Below are 14457 nucleotides of genomic sequence, written 5' to 3'. Positions count from 1 at the left end.
GCCGCTTCGGGATTCGCCAGGCCGGTGCTGTTGCTGGAGTAACCCCCCGAATGTGAGAAAAATAGGGCTTCGGCACGATTGAAGAAGGCGCGTCCCCGCATTTGTCCCGCAGAAGGCCCGGTCCGGCGCAAAGCGTTGCCAAACTGCCACCCTCCCCGCCTCAGCCGCCGCCGGCCACCGTCTGCTGGCGATAGGTCATCACCGCATCCACGAGCCGTTGCGCGACCTTTGCCCGCCATGCTGGATCGAGCAGGAGCTTTTCGTCCTCTTCATTGCTCAAGAAGCCCAGTTCGAGCAGGATCGAGGGAATATCCGGCGCCCGCAGCACCTGGAAACCGGCTGAGCGGTGCGGATTGTTGATCAGTCCGATCTGGCCGTCGAAGGCGTTGACGACCCGGTTCGCCAGCGAGATCGAAAAGGCCTGCGTTTCGCGTCGTGCAAGATCGAGAAGAATGTCGGCGACTTCCGGCGGCCCGGATTCAATCGAAAAGCCGGCAAGCTCGTCGGAGAGGTTTTCACGCGTGGCAAGCGCTGCCGCCATGCGGTCGGACGCGGTGTCGGAGAGCGTATAGACGGTCGCCCCGCGAATCGCCTTCTGTCCCAGCGTATCGGCATGCAGCGAGATGAACAGGTCCGCCCCGCCCTGGCGTGCCAGCGTCACCCGCTGCGACAGCGAGAGGAATGTATCGTTGCGCCGCGTCATGAAGGCCTTCACCCCGGCCTGCCGGTTGAGGTCCTCGGTCAGGATTTTTGCGAAAGCAAGCGTGATCTCCTTTTCCGGCGTGCCGCTCTTGATCCCCGTGGCGCCCGAATCAATGCCGCCGTGCCCGGCATCCACGGCAATCGCGAAGATTGCGTCACGAGCCGGATCGCTCATCGCATCCGCGCCGGATCCCGCGCCCCGCGCAGGATCCGCCTCGGTCCAGCGCTGCGTCTTCACAAGCTCGGCCACCACCTCCGGCGTCGTCATTTCGGCGTCGAGCACCAGCCGGTAGCCGTGCCCCTCATTCTTCTGCACCTCAGCCAGCGCCAGCTTGACCGGCCGGTTGGGGGTGAAGACGATTCTCGCGCTCCCCTCACCCATCGCGCCGTAGCGAATATCCTTGAACAGGCCGCGCGGCGCGAGGTCGGAGGCCGGAAAGCCGAAAGCCGTGGCCGGAAGATCGATGACGATCCGCTCGGGCGAGGAGACATAGTGAACGGAGAAATCCGGCTTGCCGTCGAAATCGATGACCACCCGGCTGCGCGCATCGTCGCCTGCGATTCGGGCCGAAAAGGCGAGCAGCGTATCCGGCTCGCCGCTATCGGTCGCCCTGGCCACGGGCATCGACGCCATGGCGCAGACGATCGCCAGCCAGCCCAGCAGCAGGAGCCTGACAAGCCTTCCGCGCCCGCAAAGCCCTCCAGACCCGGCGAGAATGCTCATCGCGCCGGGCCTATCGGCTGCAGCGGGCATGGTCCACCTCCGGGTAGAGCCGGATCGCTGTTCTTCCTGTAGCGGCAATGATCGGCTATCCATGCTCACGGCCGGCATGTTCCTGCGCAAAATGTCGCCCTGTCGTTCGCTCGGTCCACGCCTTTCCCCTTGTTCATCCCGCCGCGCATGCCTCGCCATCATCCTGACCGGCGCCAACCCGTTCCGCCATGGATCGGGACAACCCTCGGCTGCGAAATCTGACTCGGCCCGCTGTCTTTAGGCCGCCTCCGGCGCCTCAACCACCTGTCGTCCAGCGCCCGAGCGATCGACTGCAGCGTGCTGTAATCTGCCGACCCTGTTAACCTTCCGCCTCACCCTTGAAAAGCCCGGCCATTGCCCGGATGCCATGGCTGCGGCCGCAGAAATTCCCCGCAGAGATCCGAATTTCCGGCACCAGGCGGCAAACCCGGACGCCAGAGACACAGGCCACGGCGAACCGCCCTTGCCGATCCCGCCGGCAAATCAGCAATCCCGCATTGGGCTATAAGGCCGGCAAATTGATCCATAATATGGCAGGTTTGGCTTTCCACTTGCTATTGTGACGGATAAAACTTACAAGGGTTTTGAGGGTTTAAGTGTCGACGGGATAGCCTGTCGATTGGCTGCCAGCGTGAAAGTTCTGGCGCCGCGCACCGAGGGCATCTGCCGTCTCTACACTTCAACCTGGAAAACTATCCGAACTCCGGCGGTGGCCGGGACAGTACCGGATGGCTCGCCATCCATGCTCGTTGGGAGCAAATTCATCGGGCCCTGGCCGGGCCTATTGTTTTCGTCATTCTCGTATGGACTTGGACGTTGCGGCACGGATTGCATAAACTGGAAGAGCAGATGGGGCGCAAGGCTTCGTTAAGCATCTGGTCTGCGCTGTCGCAAAACAATTCTGCGGGAATTTTCTTATCCGGCGCACCGGACGCAAGACACGACAAGCCCCTCATGATGATGGGCTCCTCGGCGTATGCTCGTCCGCGCCGAGGAGCACACATTCAATGGCAGACAAAATGCTTATCGACGCGTCTCATCAAGAGGAGACACGCGTAGTCGTCGTTCGGGGCAACCGGATTGAAGAATTCGACTTTGAGTCGCAACACAAGAAACAGATCCGCGGCAATATCTATCTGGCGAAGGTGACGCGAGTCGAACCCTCGCTGCAGGCCGCCTTCGTCGATTACGGCGGCAACCGCCACGGCTTCCTGGCCTTCGCCGAAATTCATCCCGATTACTACCAGATTCCGCTGGCCGACCGCCAGGCGCTCATCCAGGCGGAGATGGAAGATCAGCGCAAGCACGCCGATCACGATCTCGAACCGGCTGTCGACCTGTCCAAGATGGAACAGCCCGATGTCGGCATCGTCGCACAGGTCGATGCGGCCCTCGGCACGCCCGACGAAGAGCCGGCCGGTGGTGAGCCGGCCGCCGAGGCGGCAGCTGCCGCGCCGGACGGCGCCGAAGACGAGGCCGCCGCTGAGACGGTCGCGGCTGAAAAGCCGAAGGCCAAGCCGCGCAGAAGCCGTGCGCGCAAGAAGGTTGCAGAGCCCGCCGCCGATGCTGCGACGGACGCGGCCACCGCGGCAGATGCGGACACGCAGTCCAGTGCCCCGTCGGATGCACAGTCCGGCGCAGAGGGCGATACGGACGCACAGGCGAATGGGAACGCACAGGCGGATGGGGAAGCCCGATCCGATGTGGATGCCGAGGATGACAGCACGCCCGACAGCATGGCTGCGATGATCGAGACCGACGCCATTTCCGAAAACGTTCGCGGCCGCCGTCGCGATGACGACGATGATGACGATGACGATCACGAGAAGGAAGAAATCGAATCGGTTGGCGCCGAAGACGCCATGGAGGAGGTTCCCGATCGCGTGTTCCGCAAGCAGCGGAAGCAGTATCGCATTCAGGAGGTCATCAAGCGCCGGCAGATCCTGCTGGTGCAGGTGGCCAAGGAAGAGCGCGGCAATAAGGGCGCGGCGCTGACCACCTATCTCTCGCTCGCCGGCCGCTATTCGGTCCTGATGCCCAACACGGCGCGTGGCGGCGGGATTTCCCGCAAGATCACCAATCCGACGGACCGCAAGCGCCTGAAGGAAATCGCCCGCGAGCTGGAAGTGCCGCAGGGCATGGGCGTGATCCTGCGCACGGCGGGTGCCAACCGCACGCGCGTCGAAATCAAACGCGACTTCGAATATCTGATGCGTCTTTGGGAAAATGTCCGGACGCTGACGCTGAATTCGATCGCCCCCTGCCTCGTCTATGAAGAAGGCTCGCTGATCAAGCGGTCCATCCGCGATCTTTACAACAAGGATATTTCCGAGATCATCGTCGCCGGCGAAGACGGCTATCGTGAAGCGAAAGACTTCATGAAGATGCTGATGCCGAGCCATGCCAAGGTGGTTCAGCCCTATCGCGATCTGCATCCGATCTTCTCGCGCTCCGGCATCGAGGCGCAGCTCGACCGCATGCTGCAGCCGCAGGTCACCCTGAAATCGGGTGGCTATCTGATCATCAACCAGACCGAAGCGCTGGTGGCGATCGATGTGAACTCGGGACGGTCGACCCGCGAGCATTCGATCGAGGAAACGGCGCTGCAGACCAATCTGGAGGCTGCGGAGGAAGTGGCGCGTCAGCTTCGCCTGCGTGACCTTGCCGGTCTTATCGTGATCGACTTCATCGACATGGAAGAGAAGCGCAACAATCGCTCCGTCGAGAAGAAGCTCAAGGATTGCCTGAAGAACGACCGCGCCCGCATCCAGGTCGGCCGGATCTCGCATTTCGGCCTTCTGGAAATGTCGCGCCAGCGCATCCGTGCCAGCGTTCTGGAATCGACGACGCAGATCTGCTCGCATTGCGGCGGAACAGGCCATGTGCGCTCGCAGTCGTCTGTGGCGCTCCACGTGCTGCGTGGCGTCGAAGAATATTTGTTGAAGAACACGACCCACGACATCACCGTGCGCACCACGCCGGAGATTGCGCTCTACATTCTCAACCAGAAGCGCGGAACCGTGGTGGATTACGAGAAGCGCTTCGGCGTTTCCATCGTCATCGAAGCCGATACGGATCTGTCTGCCGTGCATTTCGCCATTGATCGTGGCGAGGCGGTGGCCAATCCGGTCCGCATCGAGAGCCTGATGCAGTTCGCCGCCATTCCCGAGGATGAGGACGATGACGACATCGCGATCATCGAGGAGGATGACGAAGAAGAGATCGAAGCCGCTGCCCCGGCCAGCGCGCCGGAGGCCCGTGCCGAAGACGAAAACGGCAATCGCAAGCGCAAGCGCCGCCGTCGTCGTCGCAGCCGTGGCCGCAATGGCGAGCAGTCGGAGCTGAACGCCGCAGACCAGGGCGATGAGGCCGGCGACGAAGAGGATTCCGAAGGCGACGAGGATGACGACGCCGTGGCATCGGCTGCGGGCGATGCCGGCGATCCGGATGGCGACAGCGAAGAGAGCCAGCGCCGCAAGCGCCGTCGCCGCGGCAAGCGTGGCGGACGCCGCAACCGCCAGGGCGAAGACGGCGCGCTGGACGCATCCGATGCGGATGGTGACGAGACTGGCGAGGAAGCCGGTGAAGAGGCCGGTGACGAGGCAGGCGACGATCTCGCGAACCGCGACCAGGACGAAGGCGCCGCAGCCGGTTCCGGCAAGGATAGCGGCATTGCCGCAGCCTCTGCGGGCGAGACAGCGCTCGATGCTGTGGCGGGCGCCCCCGAAACGGACGACAAGCCGGTGAAGCCGCGCCGCACACGTCGCGGCAAGGCAACGATCGGCAAGGATGCAGCCACAGACACGCCGTCTGTCGCCGTAGCGGCCGATGCGGCGCCGCTCGACGCCGGGCCTTCTCTCGACACCGGGCCTTCTCTCGACACCGGGCCTGCGCTTGAGACCGGCTCCGCCGAAGCAGCGGCCACCGAGGCATCTGCGGGGGCAAGCTCTGAAGCAAGCGCTTCTTCCGACACCACCGATGCAGAGCAGGCGGAAGCCGGCGCGGCCGATGTTTCGGACGCATCCCCGGCTGACGAGACCGGCGACGCTGCCATGGCGGCTTCCGAGGTCGCGGCCGCTGACGAGACGGGTTCTACCGCCGAAGAGGCTGTGGCAGACGAGCAGAAGCAGCGGGCCAATCGTGCCTCCAGCATGGGTACTTCCGAGCCTGTCTTGCGGTCGCAGAACCCCAAGGAGACGGATGGCGAGCCTGGCGACAGCGCAAAGCCCAAGAAGGCGGGCTGGTGGCAGCGCCGCGGCTTCCTCTAAGGCATGAAAGCAGGCGCGGCGGGGTCCCGCCGATCCGCTGAGTGGCAGGATCGGCGTGGCTCGACCAGGCGCCCCGCAACGGCCAGAATGCCGAAACGATTGCGAAACGGCCGTGCCCTCTGGCGCGGCCGTCTTTCTTTTGCCTGCTTTGGCGGCTTCCACGTCAGGCAGGTGGCGGCGATGCGCCGCATGCCTTTCACTTCATGCAGGCCTTCGGGACCTTTATGCTGCACTCCCAAGAGTACTCCCAGGCGAATCGCTGCCGGAGACCCAATGATCCACCGGATGAGGACCCATATGACGCCGTTTTCCAAGCTCTTCACCGCGCTCCTGCTTGCCGGCAGTGCCGCGATTGCCGCTGCGCCACCGGCGCGCGCGCTTGATGACCGACAGAAGGAAGAGATCGGCGCCTTCATCCGCGAATATCTCATCGCCCATCCGGAGGTGATGCTGGAAGTGCAGGATGCGCTGGAGAAGAAGAGCCAGGAATTGCGCGCGGCCCAATCGGCGAATGGCATCGCCTCCAACAAGGCCGCAATCTTCAATTCGCCGGATGATATCACTGTCGGCAATCCGCAGGGCGATGTCACGGTGGTCGAGTTCTTCGACTATAATTGCGGCTACTGCAAACGAGCGCTCACCGACATGGATGAAGTCCTGGCGAAGGATAAGAAGGTCCGCTTCATCCTGAAGGAATTCCCGATTCTCGGCCCGGATTCCATGGCGGCGCACCGGGTGGCCAATGCCGTGCGGCTCGTCGCGCCGGACAAATACCTGACCTTCCACCGCGCTTTGCTCGGCGGCCAGGCGCGCGCGACGGAAGAGACGGCCCTGCAGGTCGCCGCCATGCTCGGCATTGCCGAGGCCGATATTCGCCAGACCATGGCCGACAAGCCGAATGATCCGCAGGTGCAGGCGACTTACGAACTTGCCAATGCGCTGGGCATTTCGGGCACGCCTTTCTACGTGGTCGGCGACGAGGCCGTCTTCGGCGCTGTCGGCCACGAGGATCTCCTGTCCAAGATCGGCAATATCCGCAGTTGCGGAAAGACCGATTGCTGATCGACGATCCGCGGGCGGCTCATCCTTCCCCCTGGCTTATGCACGGCTTTGAATGCCGGGGGCTTTCCCTTGCCGTCGCGCCGGTCTATAGGTTGCCCTGATCTTTTGACGGGACATCCATGAGCAAGACCATCTTCGTCCTCAACGGACCGAACCTGAACATGCTGGGCAAACGCGAACCTGGTATTTATGGCGGCCAGACGCTGAAGGATATCGAGGCCAATTGCGTGGCGGCCGGCGAGACGCTGGGCTTCTCTGTGGAGTGCTTCCAGAGCAATCACGAGGGCGTCCTGGTCGACAGGCTGCACGAGGCCGATGAACGCGCCGCCGGCGTGATCATCAATCCCGGCGCCTATGGCCATACCTCGATTGCCCTGCATGATGCGATCCGCGCCATCCGGGTGCCGGTGGTGGAGGTTCACATCTCCAATATTCATGCCCGGGAAGAATTCCGTCACAAGTCGATGATTGCACCTGCAGCCAAGGGCATGATCTGCGGATTTGGCCCGCAAGGCTACGTGCTGGCACTGCATGCCCTGCGCGACATCACAAGCTAAGAACAACAGAACATATAGGTTGACCATGTCTGAGAAGAAGAACGGTATCGACAAGGGGTTGATCCGCGACCTGGCGAACATCCTGAAGGATACGGATCTCACCGAGATCGAAGTGGAGCAGGAAGATCTGCGCATTCGCGTTTCGCGCAATATCCAGGCACCGCAATTCGTCCAGGCTGCGCTTCCTGCATCCTACGCGCCGCAGGCCGCTCCCCAGGCTGCCGGCGCCCCGGCGGCAGCCGCTCCGGCCGCCGATGCCGGCAAGGATCGCGCCAATGCGGTAACGGCGCCGATGGTGGGCACCGCCTATCTGTCCCCCGCCCCCGGCGCACGCGCCTTCATCGAAGTGGGGACCATGGTCAAGGAAGGCCAGACCCTTCTCATCATCGAAGCCATGAAGACCATGAACCAGATCCCTGCACCCCGCTCCGGCAAGGTGACGGAAATCATCGTCAACGATGCGCAGCCGGTCGAATATGGCGAGCCGCTCGTCATCATCGAGTGATTCCAACTAAGGCCTCCTCATGATTTCCAAGATCCTCATAGCCAATCGCGGCGAGATCGCACTGCGCGTCCTTCGGGCCTGCAAGGAGCTCGGCATCGCAACTGTGGCCGTTCACTCGACCGCCGATGCCAATGCCATGCATGTCCGGCTTGCCGACGAAAGCGTGTGCATCGGTCCTCCGCCCTCGCGAGACAGCTATCTCAACATTCATCAGATCGTTGCCGCCTGCGAGATCACCGGCGCCGATGCCGTGCATCCGGGGTACGGCTTCCTGTCGGAAAACGCCAAGTTCGCCGATATTCTTGAAGCGCACGGCATCACCTTCATCGGACCGACGGCGGAGCATATTCGCCTGATGGGCGACAAGATCACCGCCAAGCAGACCGCCGTCGAGCTCGGCATCCCGGTCGTGCCCGGCTCTGCCGGCGAGGTGACGCAGGAAAACGCGCTGGAAACGGCGCGCCAGATCGGCTTCCCGGTCCTCATCAAGGCGACCGCCGGCGGCGGCGGACGCGGCATGAAGGTGGCCAAGACAGAAGCCGATCTCGACGAGGCCTTCAATACGGCCCGTACCGAAGCCTCTGCCGCCTTCGGCAATGCTGCGGTCTACATGGAGAAATATCTCGGCAAGCCGCGCCATATCGAGGTGCAGGTGGTGGGCGACGGCGCCGGCAATGCCATCCATCTCGGCGAACGTGACTGCTCGCTGCAGCGGCGCCACCAGAAGGTGTGGGAAGAGGCCAATTCTCCGGCGCTCAACGTCGAGCAGCGGATGAAGATCGGCCAGATCTGCGCCGACGCGATGGAGAAGATGAAATATCGCGGCGCCGGAACCGTCGAGTTTCTGTACGAGAATGGCGAATTCTACTTCATTGAAATGAATACGCGCCTGCAGGTGGAGCATCCGATCACGGAGGCCATTACCGGCATCGATCTCGTTCACGAGCAGATCCGTGTCGCCTCCGGAGCCGGCCTGTCGGTCACCCAGGACGAGATCACCTTTTCCGGCCATGCCATCGAATGCCGCATCAATGCGGAAGATCCGCGGACGTTCGTGCCCTCGCCCGGTACGATCACGCATTTCCATGCCCCGGGCGGTCTTGGCGTTCGCGTCGATTCGGGCGCCTATGCCGGCTACAAGATCCCGCCTTATTACGACAGCCTGATCGGCAAGCTGATCGTGCACGGACGCACGCGCGTCGAATGCATGATGCGTCTTCGCCGTGTTCTCGACGAATTCGTCGTGGACGGTATCAAGACGACGTTGCCGCTGTTCCAGGATCTGGTGTCCAACCAGGATATTGCGAATGGCGATTACGACATTCACTGGCTCGAGAACTACCTGGCTAACGACAAGCCGCAAGGATAAGCATGGCAGGGCGACGCGGCAGATATTATCCAGCCATCACACCGGATGTTCTGCTGCGCGCCTATTCCATCGGCCTGTTCCCCATGGCCGATTCGGCCGACGATCCGGAGATCTTCTGGGTCGAGCCGGAAATTCGCGGCGTTCTTCCCCTTGATGATTTCCATGTCTCGAAAAGCCTGCGCAAGGTCATCCGGAAGAGCCCCTTCGACATCCGCGTCAACACCTGCTTCGAAGCGGTGATGCGGGGCTGTGCTGCGGAAACGGAAGACCGGCCGAGCACCTGGATCAACAGCACAATATGTCAGCTTTATACCGATCTGCATCGCATGGGGCATGCGCATAGCGTGGAAGCGTTCGAGCAGGATCAGCTGGTGGGCGGGCTCTACGGTGTCTCCCTCGGCGCGGCCTTCTTCGGCGAGAGCATGTTCTCGCGGCGCACCAATGCCTCGAAGATCTGCCTCGTCCACCTTGTCGAGCGGCTGAACGCCAATGGCTTCCGCCTCCTCGACACGCAATTCACCACGGAACACCTGAAAACCTTCGGCGCGATCGACGTGCCCAAGTCGGATTATCTCGTCCTGCTGAAAGCGGCGACGGAATCACCGCACAGGCCTTTCCCCTGACATTGCCGCCTGCGGCCAGCCCCCTTCCCCCTGACCGGGCGCTAGCAGCAGTTTCCGCCGATATCGCCATCTGCGGGTGCGAGGGTCTGTACCTGCGCTAAACCCTATTTCTTGGCGGAGGCCGGCGGCGGTACGTCGGACTTCTGCTTGCAGCCGGTCAGCCAGACGTCGTAGATCGGATGTTCCACGGCATTGAGGCCAGGACTGTCGGCAAACATCCAGCCCGTAAAGATGCGGCGGATCTTGCGGTCTAGGGTGATCTCGTCCACCTCCACGAAGCCGTCGATACGTTGCGCTTCGCTGTCGTCGCGGGAATAGCAGACCTTCGGCGTCACCTGGAGTGCGCCATATTGCACCGTCTCGTTGACATAGACGTCGAACTTGGTGATACGGCCGGTGATCTTGTCGATCCCGGCAAATTCGGCCACCGGATTGTCGATACGCGCTGCAGCGGCGGGCAAAGCTGTCGTGACGGACAACGCAGCCCCCGCTGCCAGCAGGATGACGATCGGGCGAAGATGTTTCATTGGCATGGATCCCACCACATGATTGGACTGGTTCCACGGGAGGCTGCAGAACCAGAACGCGCTATCGTGCAAATGTGGCGTCAGCGCGGAGAGGAGCCTCAGGCGCCAGGCGTCCAGGCATCATAATCGCCTGTCACGCGCGGACGTTCGCCGGTGGCTTCCAGCGAGCCTTTGGGGCGATAGGCGAAGGCGGTTCCGGTGAGGTTGGGCAGGTGCGGCTTCTGCCACTCGCGCACCACATAGTCTTCCCGGCTCGGCGGCGTATCGGTGCGGTAATGCATCCAGCCATGCCAGCCGGCGGGGATTGCCGAGGCTTCCGTCGGGCCCTTGAAGATCACCCAGCGGCGCGGCAGACCGAAGGAGGTCATGCCGCCTTCATAATACACATTGCCGAATTCATCTTCACCGACGCGCTTGCCGTGGCGCCACGTATAGAAGCGAGTGCCGATCGTCTGGCCGTTCCACCAGGTGAAGATCTGAAGAAGAAGATTTTTCATGAGTTTTCCAACGTCCTCGCGAGAGACAAGGAATGTATCCTTGCCCCGCTTATGCAATGTCGAACCGGCAATGTCCAGCGCTTCGCGGCCTGCTCTCCGCTATTTGAGCGGCATGCGGAAGCCGGCATGGGAGGGAGCAAAACCAAGCCGCTCATAGAAGCGGTGGGCATCGGTGCGGCGCGCATTGGAGATTACATAGGCCGCCTTGCATCCGTGCCGGCGGCCCTCTTCAAGCGCATGCGCAATCATGCGGGCACCGATCCCCTGCCCGCGCAGATCGGCGCGGGTCTGCACCGCTTCGATGCGCATATTCAGCGCGCCGCGGCCCGGCAGGCTGCGCAGAAAACTGATCTGGAACGTACCGACGACCGCATCCTGCGCCAAGCAGACGAAAAGATGGTCCTGCGCCGACGCATCGATGGCGTGAAAAGCCTTGAGATAATCCTCATGCGCCTCGGGATCGGTCGTGTCGCCATGGCCGCCAAGCGCATCCTCTGCGAACAATGCGACGAGATCGGGCAGATCCTCCTCCCGCGCCTTGCGGATTACAATCGTGCCGCCATCCATCCTGCTGCTCCTCCTCCTGCCAAGTCCATCAGCAGCGTAGCGCGTCCACGGAGGTCGCTCCACCGCAAATTGCTCGAACGCTCGCTCGCCGAGACCCAGACGTCCACATCCAGGCAAAGCCGGCGGGCTCTACGCAAGCAGCGGCTTTTCGAGAATCAGGGCCTCGATGCCGCTCGCGGCATCACCACAATTCTTCGTGCGATCCACCTCGACAAAGCCCAGGCGCTTGTAGAAGGATATGGCGCCCTGATTGCGCGGCTCCACCTCGAGACGCATGATCTCGGCATCGGGAAAACAGGTTTCCAGTTCGGCGAAAATGTCCCGGCCGATCCCCTCGCCCTGAAAGGCCGGGAGCACGTAAAGCTGGTGCAGGATCGCGGTCTTGGTCATGGTTTCGGACATGGCGGCAAAGCCGATGCCGCCGATCTGCCGCCCGTCATCCGCCACCAGATATTCGCCGTCGCGCTTGTTGATCCGCGCCTTGATGGCAGCAAGAGAGTGCCAGGCAGCGATCAGCTCATTGACCTTGGCCTCCCCATAGAAGCCGTCATAGGTCGCGTGCCAGGTTTCGACCAGAAGGCTGCGAATGACCTCCGCATCCTTATCGCTGGCGCTGCGGACGAAAAACACCATCTCACTCTCCGGATCCTGCTCTGCCGAGCCCGGCGGCACGCGCACTGGGTTTCGCGGTCACCGAACGCCCATGCCTATTCGTCTTCGATACCGAGCTTGGACTTCACCAGTGCCTGCACCGCCTGTGGGTTGGCCTTGCCGCCAGTCGCCTTCATGACCTGGCCGACGAACCAGCCGGACAGCGTCGGCTTCGCCTTGACCTTGGCAACCTGATCGGGGTTGGCAGCGATGATATCGTCCACCGCCTTTTCGATGGCGCCGGTGTCGGTCACCTGCCGCATGCCGCGCGCCTCGACGATCTCCGCCGGGTCGCCGCCTTCGGCAAAGACGATCTCGAACAGGTCCTTGGCGATCTTGCCGGAAATCGTTTCCGCCTTGATGAGATCGATGATTCCGCCGAGCTGAACGGGCGAAACCGGAGTCTCTTCAATGCCTTTGCCGGCTTTGTTCAAGGCACCCAGCAGGTCGTTGATAACCCAGTTCGCCGCCGTCTTGCCGTCACGGCCTTCGGCCACGGCTTCGAAATAATCGGCAATCGCCTTTTCCGAAACCAGCACGGACGCGTCGTAGATCGAAAGGCCGAGCTCGCGCACGAAACGCGACTTCTTGTCATCCGGCAGTTCCGGCAGATGCGCCTTCAGCTCCGCCACAAAGGCGTCGTCGAATTCCAGCGGCAGAAGGTCGGGATCGGGGAAATAGCGGTAATCATGCGCATCCTCCTTGGAGCGCATCGAGCGCGTTTCGCCCTTGCCGGGATCGAAGAGCCGGGTTTCCTGGTCGATCGAGCCGCCTTCCTCCAGAATGGCGATCTGGCGTCGCGCCTCGTATTCGATGGCCTGGCCGATGAAGCGGATGGAGTTGACGTTCTTGATTTCGCAGCGCGTGCCGAAACCTTCGCCGGGACGGCGCACGGAGACGTTGACGTCCGCCCGCATCGAGCCCTCGTCCATATTGCCGTCGCAGGTGCCGAGATAGCGCACGATCGAGCGCAGCTTCGTCATATAGGCCTTGGCCTCGTCGGAAGAACGCATATCGGGCTTGGAGACGATCTCCATCAGCGCCACGCCGGAGCGGTTCAGGTCGACATAGGACATGGTCGGATGCTGGTCATGCATGGATTTACCGGCGTCCTGCTCCAGATGCAGGCGCTCGATGCCGATCTCGATATCCTCGAACTGGCCCTGACGGTCGGGGCCGAGGGAAATGACGATCTTGCCTTCGCCGACAATCGGATCCTTGAACTGCGAAATCTGGTAGCCCTGCGGCAGATCCGGGTAGAAGTAATTCTTGCGATCGAAGATCGAGCGGTTGTTGATCTGCGCCTTCAGGCCGAGCCCCGTGCGCACCGCCTGCTTGACGCATTCCTCGTTGATCACCGGCAGCATGCCCGGCATGGCGGCATCCACCAGCGAGACATTGGAATTGGGAGCACGGCCGAATTCTGTCGACGCCCCCGAAAACAGTTTGGATCTCGAGAGAACCTGGGCATGCACTTCCATGCCGATGATCACTTCCCAATCACCAGTGGCACCGGGAATGAAGCGTTTCGGATCAGGCGTGCGAACATCGACAAGGGTCATCGGCTGGCTCTTCGTGCGGTCTGTTTGAATGCTCGTCAGGTAGAACAAATGCGGCAGGGGCGCAAGCTTTGCGAGGAACAAGCCTCTGCACGGCGCCATGTCCGGGTTCTCCGCCTGTCAGATACCGGGTCCATAGGTATCGCCCTCGTCTGCGAGAAGCGATTTCGACATGCCGACCGACTGCACGTCCTGATCGAGCTTTGGCGAATAGGCGACCGAAAGCCAGTTGATGTGGAAGCCGTTCCGCTCGAAAAAGGTCACTGCGTCGCTGTTGAGCGCGTGGGTCTCAAGCCTCACTTCGTCGAATCCGTGATTGCGGATCTCCGCCTCCATCTCCTGCAGCAGCATGGCGCCGATCCCCCGCCGCTGATGATCCGGATCCACCCAGAAGTCGGTGATGACTTCATCGAGATTCTCCCGCGCCGCCCAGGCCACGGCCTGACCGTTTTCGTCGACCACGACAATGGTCAGCCAGGACTGGGAGACGAAACTCGAAAAGGCGGTGATGGCATTGTCGCGAATCTCTTCATTGCCGCCAATCGGCCCGATCGCCTGGGCCCAGGCGCGCAGGCCGATTTCGGTCAGGATCGCCACATCCTCTTCACGGGCATTGCGAATGGTCAGCATACTCGTCCCGCTCGTTGCTGGCCCTGAGTAGACCATTGCCTGTCACAGTTTCCAAGCGAAACCTTCACGGCAAACAGTTGAAAGTGCGCGTTATTCTCGATATCCTTCAAAGGTCACAGGAGTTTTGATGTCCAATTCGTCCGAGTCCCGCTGAAGGGCGGCCTGCCGGAATCCCCTTGCAGGTTG

Annotated in this window: 12 protein-coding genes and 1 pseudogene; 6 read left to right on the top strand and 7 right to left on the bottom strand. The window is 62.0% G+C overall.

All coding sequences use genetic code 11. From position 1 onward, the window contains the following. Positions 1 to 160 precede the first annotated feature (160 nt). Positions 161 to 1336 carry an N-acetylmuramoyl-L-alanine amidase gene (locus QTJ18_RS11050; protein ID WP_252751886.1) on the bottom strand — a complete coding sequence of 392 codons (1176 nt, stop codon included), beginning with the start codon at positions 1334 to 1336 and terminating at the stop codon, positions 161 to 163. Between the two features lie 1127 nt (positions 1337 to 2463). Here QTJ18_RS11050 and QTJ18_RS11045 point away from each other — a divergent pair. From QTJ18_RS11045 to aat, 6 genes and pseudogenes are all read left to right on the top strand, one after another. Beyond that, positions 2464 to 5460, top strand: a pseudogene (locus QTJ18_RS11045) (Rne/Rng family ribonuclease); the annotation flags it as partial. A gap of 561 nt (positions 5461 to 6021) precedes the next feature. After that, complete coding sequence (locus tag QTJ18_RS11040; protein WP_252751378.1) at positions 6022 to 6786, top strand: DsbA family protein; 765 nt, start codon at positions 6022 to 6024, stop codon at positions 6784 to 6786. A 119-nt stretch (positions 6787 to 6905) separates the two neighbouring features. Next, positions 6906 to 7343: a type II 3-dehydroquinate dehydratase gene (gene aroQ, locus QTJ18_RS11035; RefSeq protein ID WP_252751379.1), complete on the top strand. Its 438-nt coding sequence runs from the start codon at positions 6906 to 6908 to the stop codon at positions 7341 to 7343. 25 nt (positions 7344 to 7368) lie between these two features. After that, positions 7369 to 7848, top strand: coding sequence for an acetyl-CoA carboxylase biotin carboxyl carrier protein (gene accB, locus QTJ18_RS11030; protein WP_252751380.1), 480 nt, complete (start codon positions 7369 to 7371; stop codon positions 7846 to 7848). A gap of 19 nt (positions 7849 to 7867) precedes the next feature. Then, entirely contained in the window at positions 7868 to 9217 is a 1350-nt protein-coding gene (accC, locus tag QTJ18_RS11025; protein ID WP_252751381.1) for an acetyl-CoA carboxylase biotin carboxylase subunit, read from the top strand. 2 nt (positions 9218 to 9219) lie between these two features. Further along, entirely contained in the window at positions 9220 to 9840 is a 621-nt protein-coding gene (aat, locus tag QTJ18_RS11020) for a leucyl/phenylalanyl-tRNA--protein transferase (protein WP_252751382.1), read from the top strand. A gap of 104 nt (positions 9841 to 9944) precedes the next feature. Here the strand turns inward: aat and QTJ18_RS11015 are convergent, their stop codons facing one another. The 6 genes from QTJ18_RS11015 to QTJ18_RS10990 form a co-directional block, all read right to left on the bottom strand. After that, positions 9945 to 10367, bottom strand: a complete 423-nt coding sequence (locus QTJ18_RS11015) for a DUF2155 domain-containing protein (RefSeq protein WP_252751383.1) — start codon at positions 10365 to 10367, stop codon at positions 9945 to 9947. A 98-nt stretch (positions 10368 to 10465) separates the two neighbouring features. Next, entirely contained in the window at positions 10466 to 10864 is a 399-nt protein-coding gene (locus tag QTJ18_RS11010; RefSeq protein WP_252751384.1) for an NADH:ubiquinone oxidoreductase subunit NDUFA12, read from the bottom strand. A gap of 99 nt (positions 10865 to 10963) precedes the next feature. Then, positions 10964 to 11431, bottom strand: coding sequence for a GNAT family N-acetyltransferase (locus QTJ18_RS11005; RefSeq protein ID WP_252751385.1), 468 nt, complete (start codon positions 11429 to 11431; stop codon positions 10964 to 10966). Positions 11432 to 11560: 129 nt separating this feature from the next. Beyond that, a complete protein-coding gene (locus QTJ18_RS11000; RefSeq protein ID WP_252751887.1) occupies positions 11561 to 12061 on the bottom strand; it encodes a GNAT family N-acetyltransferase in 501 nt (166 codons plus the stop codon). A 77-nt stretch (positions 12062 to 12138) separates the two neighbouring features. Further along, complete coding sequence (gene gatB / locus QTJ18_RS10995) at positions 12139 to 13644, bottom strand: Asp-tRNA(Asn)/Glu-tRNA(Gln) amidotransferase subunit GatB (RefSeq protein WP_252751888.1); 1506 nt, start codon at positions 13642 to 13644, stop codon at positions 12139 to 12141. A 117-nt stretch (positions 13645 to 13761) separates the two neighbouring features. Then, positions 13762 to 14271 carry a GNAT family N-acetyltransferase gene (locus tag QTJ18_RS10990; RefSeq protein ID WP_252751386.1) on the bottom strand — a complete coding sequence of 170 codons (510 nt, stop codon included), beginning with the start codon at positions 14269 to 14271 and terminating at the stop codon, positions 13762 to 13764. Positions 14272 to 14457: the final 186 nt, after the last annotated feature.

The sequence above is a fragment of the Rhizobium sp. SSA_523 genome (genome assembly GCF_030435705.1).
Classification (GTDB): Bacteria; Pseudomonadota; Alphaproteobacteria; order Rhizobiales; family Rhizobiaceae; genus Neorhizobium.
Note: the sequence above shows the minus strand (reverse complement) of the source record. Positions and strands in the feature narration are given on the sequence as shown.

Bases quoted from the DNA above. Each gene is read 5' to 3' on its own strand.
- accB (WP_252751380.1), top strand. From the start codon at position 7,369: ATGTCTGAGAAGAAGAACGGTATCGACAAGGGGTTGATCCGCGACCTG.
- accC (WP_252751381.1), top strand. From the start codon at position 7,868: ATGATTTCCAAGATCCTCATAGCCAATCGCGGCGAGATCGCACTGCGC.
- QTJ18_RS11005 (WP_252751385.1), bottom strand. From the start codon at position 11,431: ATGGATGGCGGCACGATTGTAATCCGCAAGGCGCGGGAGGAGGATCTG.
- QTJ18_RS10990 (WP_252751386.1), bottom strand. From the start codon at position 14,271: ATGCTGACCATTCGCAATGCCCGTGAAGAGGATGTGGCGATCCTGACC.
- QTJ18_RS11010 (WP_252751384.1), bottom strand. From the start codon at position 10,864: ATGAAAAATCTTCTTCTTCAGATCTTCACCTGGTGGAACGGCCAGACG.
- QTJ18_RS11040 (WP_252751378.1), top strand. From the start codon at position 6,022: ATGACGCCGTTTTCCAAGCTCTTCACCGCGCTCCTGCTTGCCGGCAGT.
- aat (WP_252751382.1), top strand. From the start codon at position 9,220: ATGGCAGGGCGACGCGGCAGATATTATCCAGCCATCACACCGGATGTT.
- QTJ18_RS11015 (WP_252751383.1), bottom strand. From the start codon at position 10,367: ATGAAACATCTTCGCCCGATCGTCATCCTGCTGGCAGCGGGGGCTGCG.
- QTJ18_RS11050 (WP_252751886.1), bottom strand. From the start codon at position 1,336: ATGGCGTCGATGCCCGTGGCCAGGGCGACCGATAGCGGCGAGCCGGAT.
- aroQ (WP_252751379.1), top strand. From the start codon at position 6,906: ATGAGCAAGACCATCTTCGTCCTCAACGGACCGAACCTGAACATGCTG.
- gatB (WP_252751888.1), bottom strand. From the start codon at position 13,644: ATGACCCTTGTCGATGTTCGCACGCCTGATCCGAAACGCTTCATTCCC.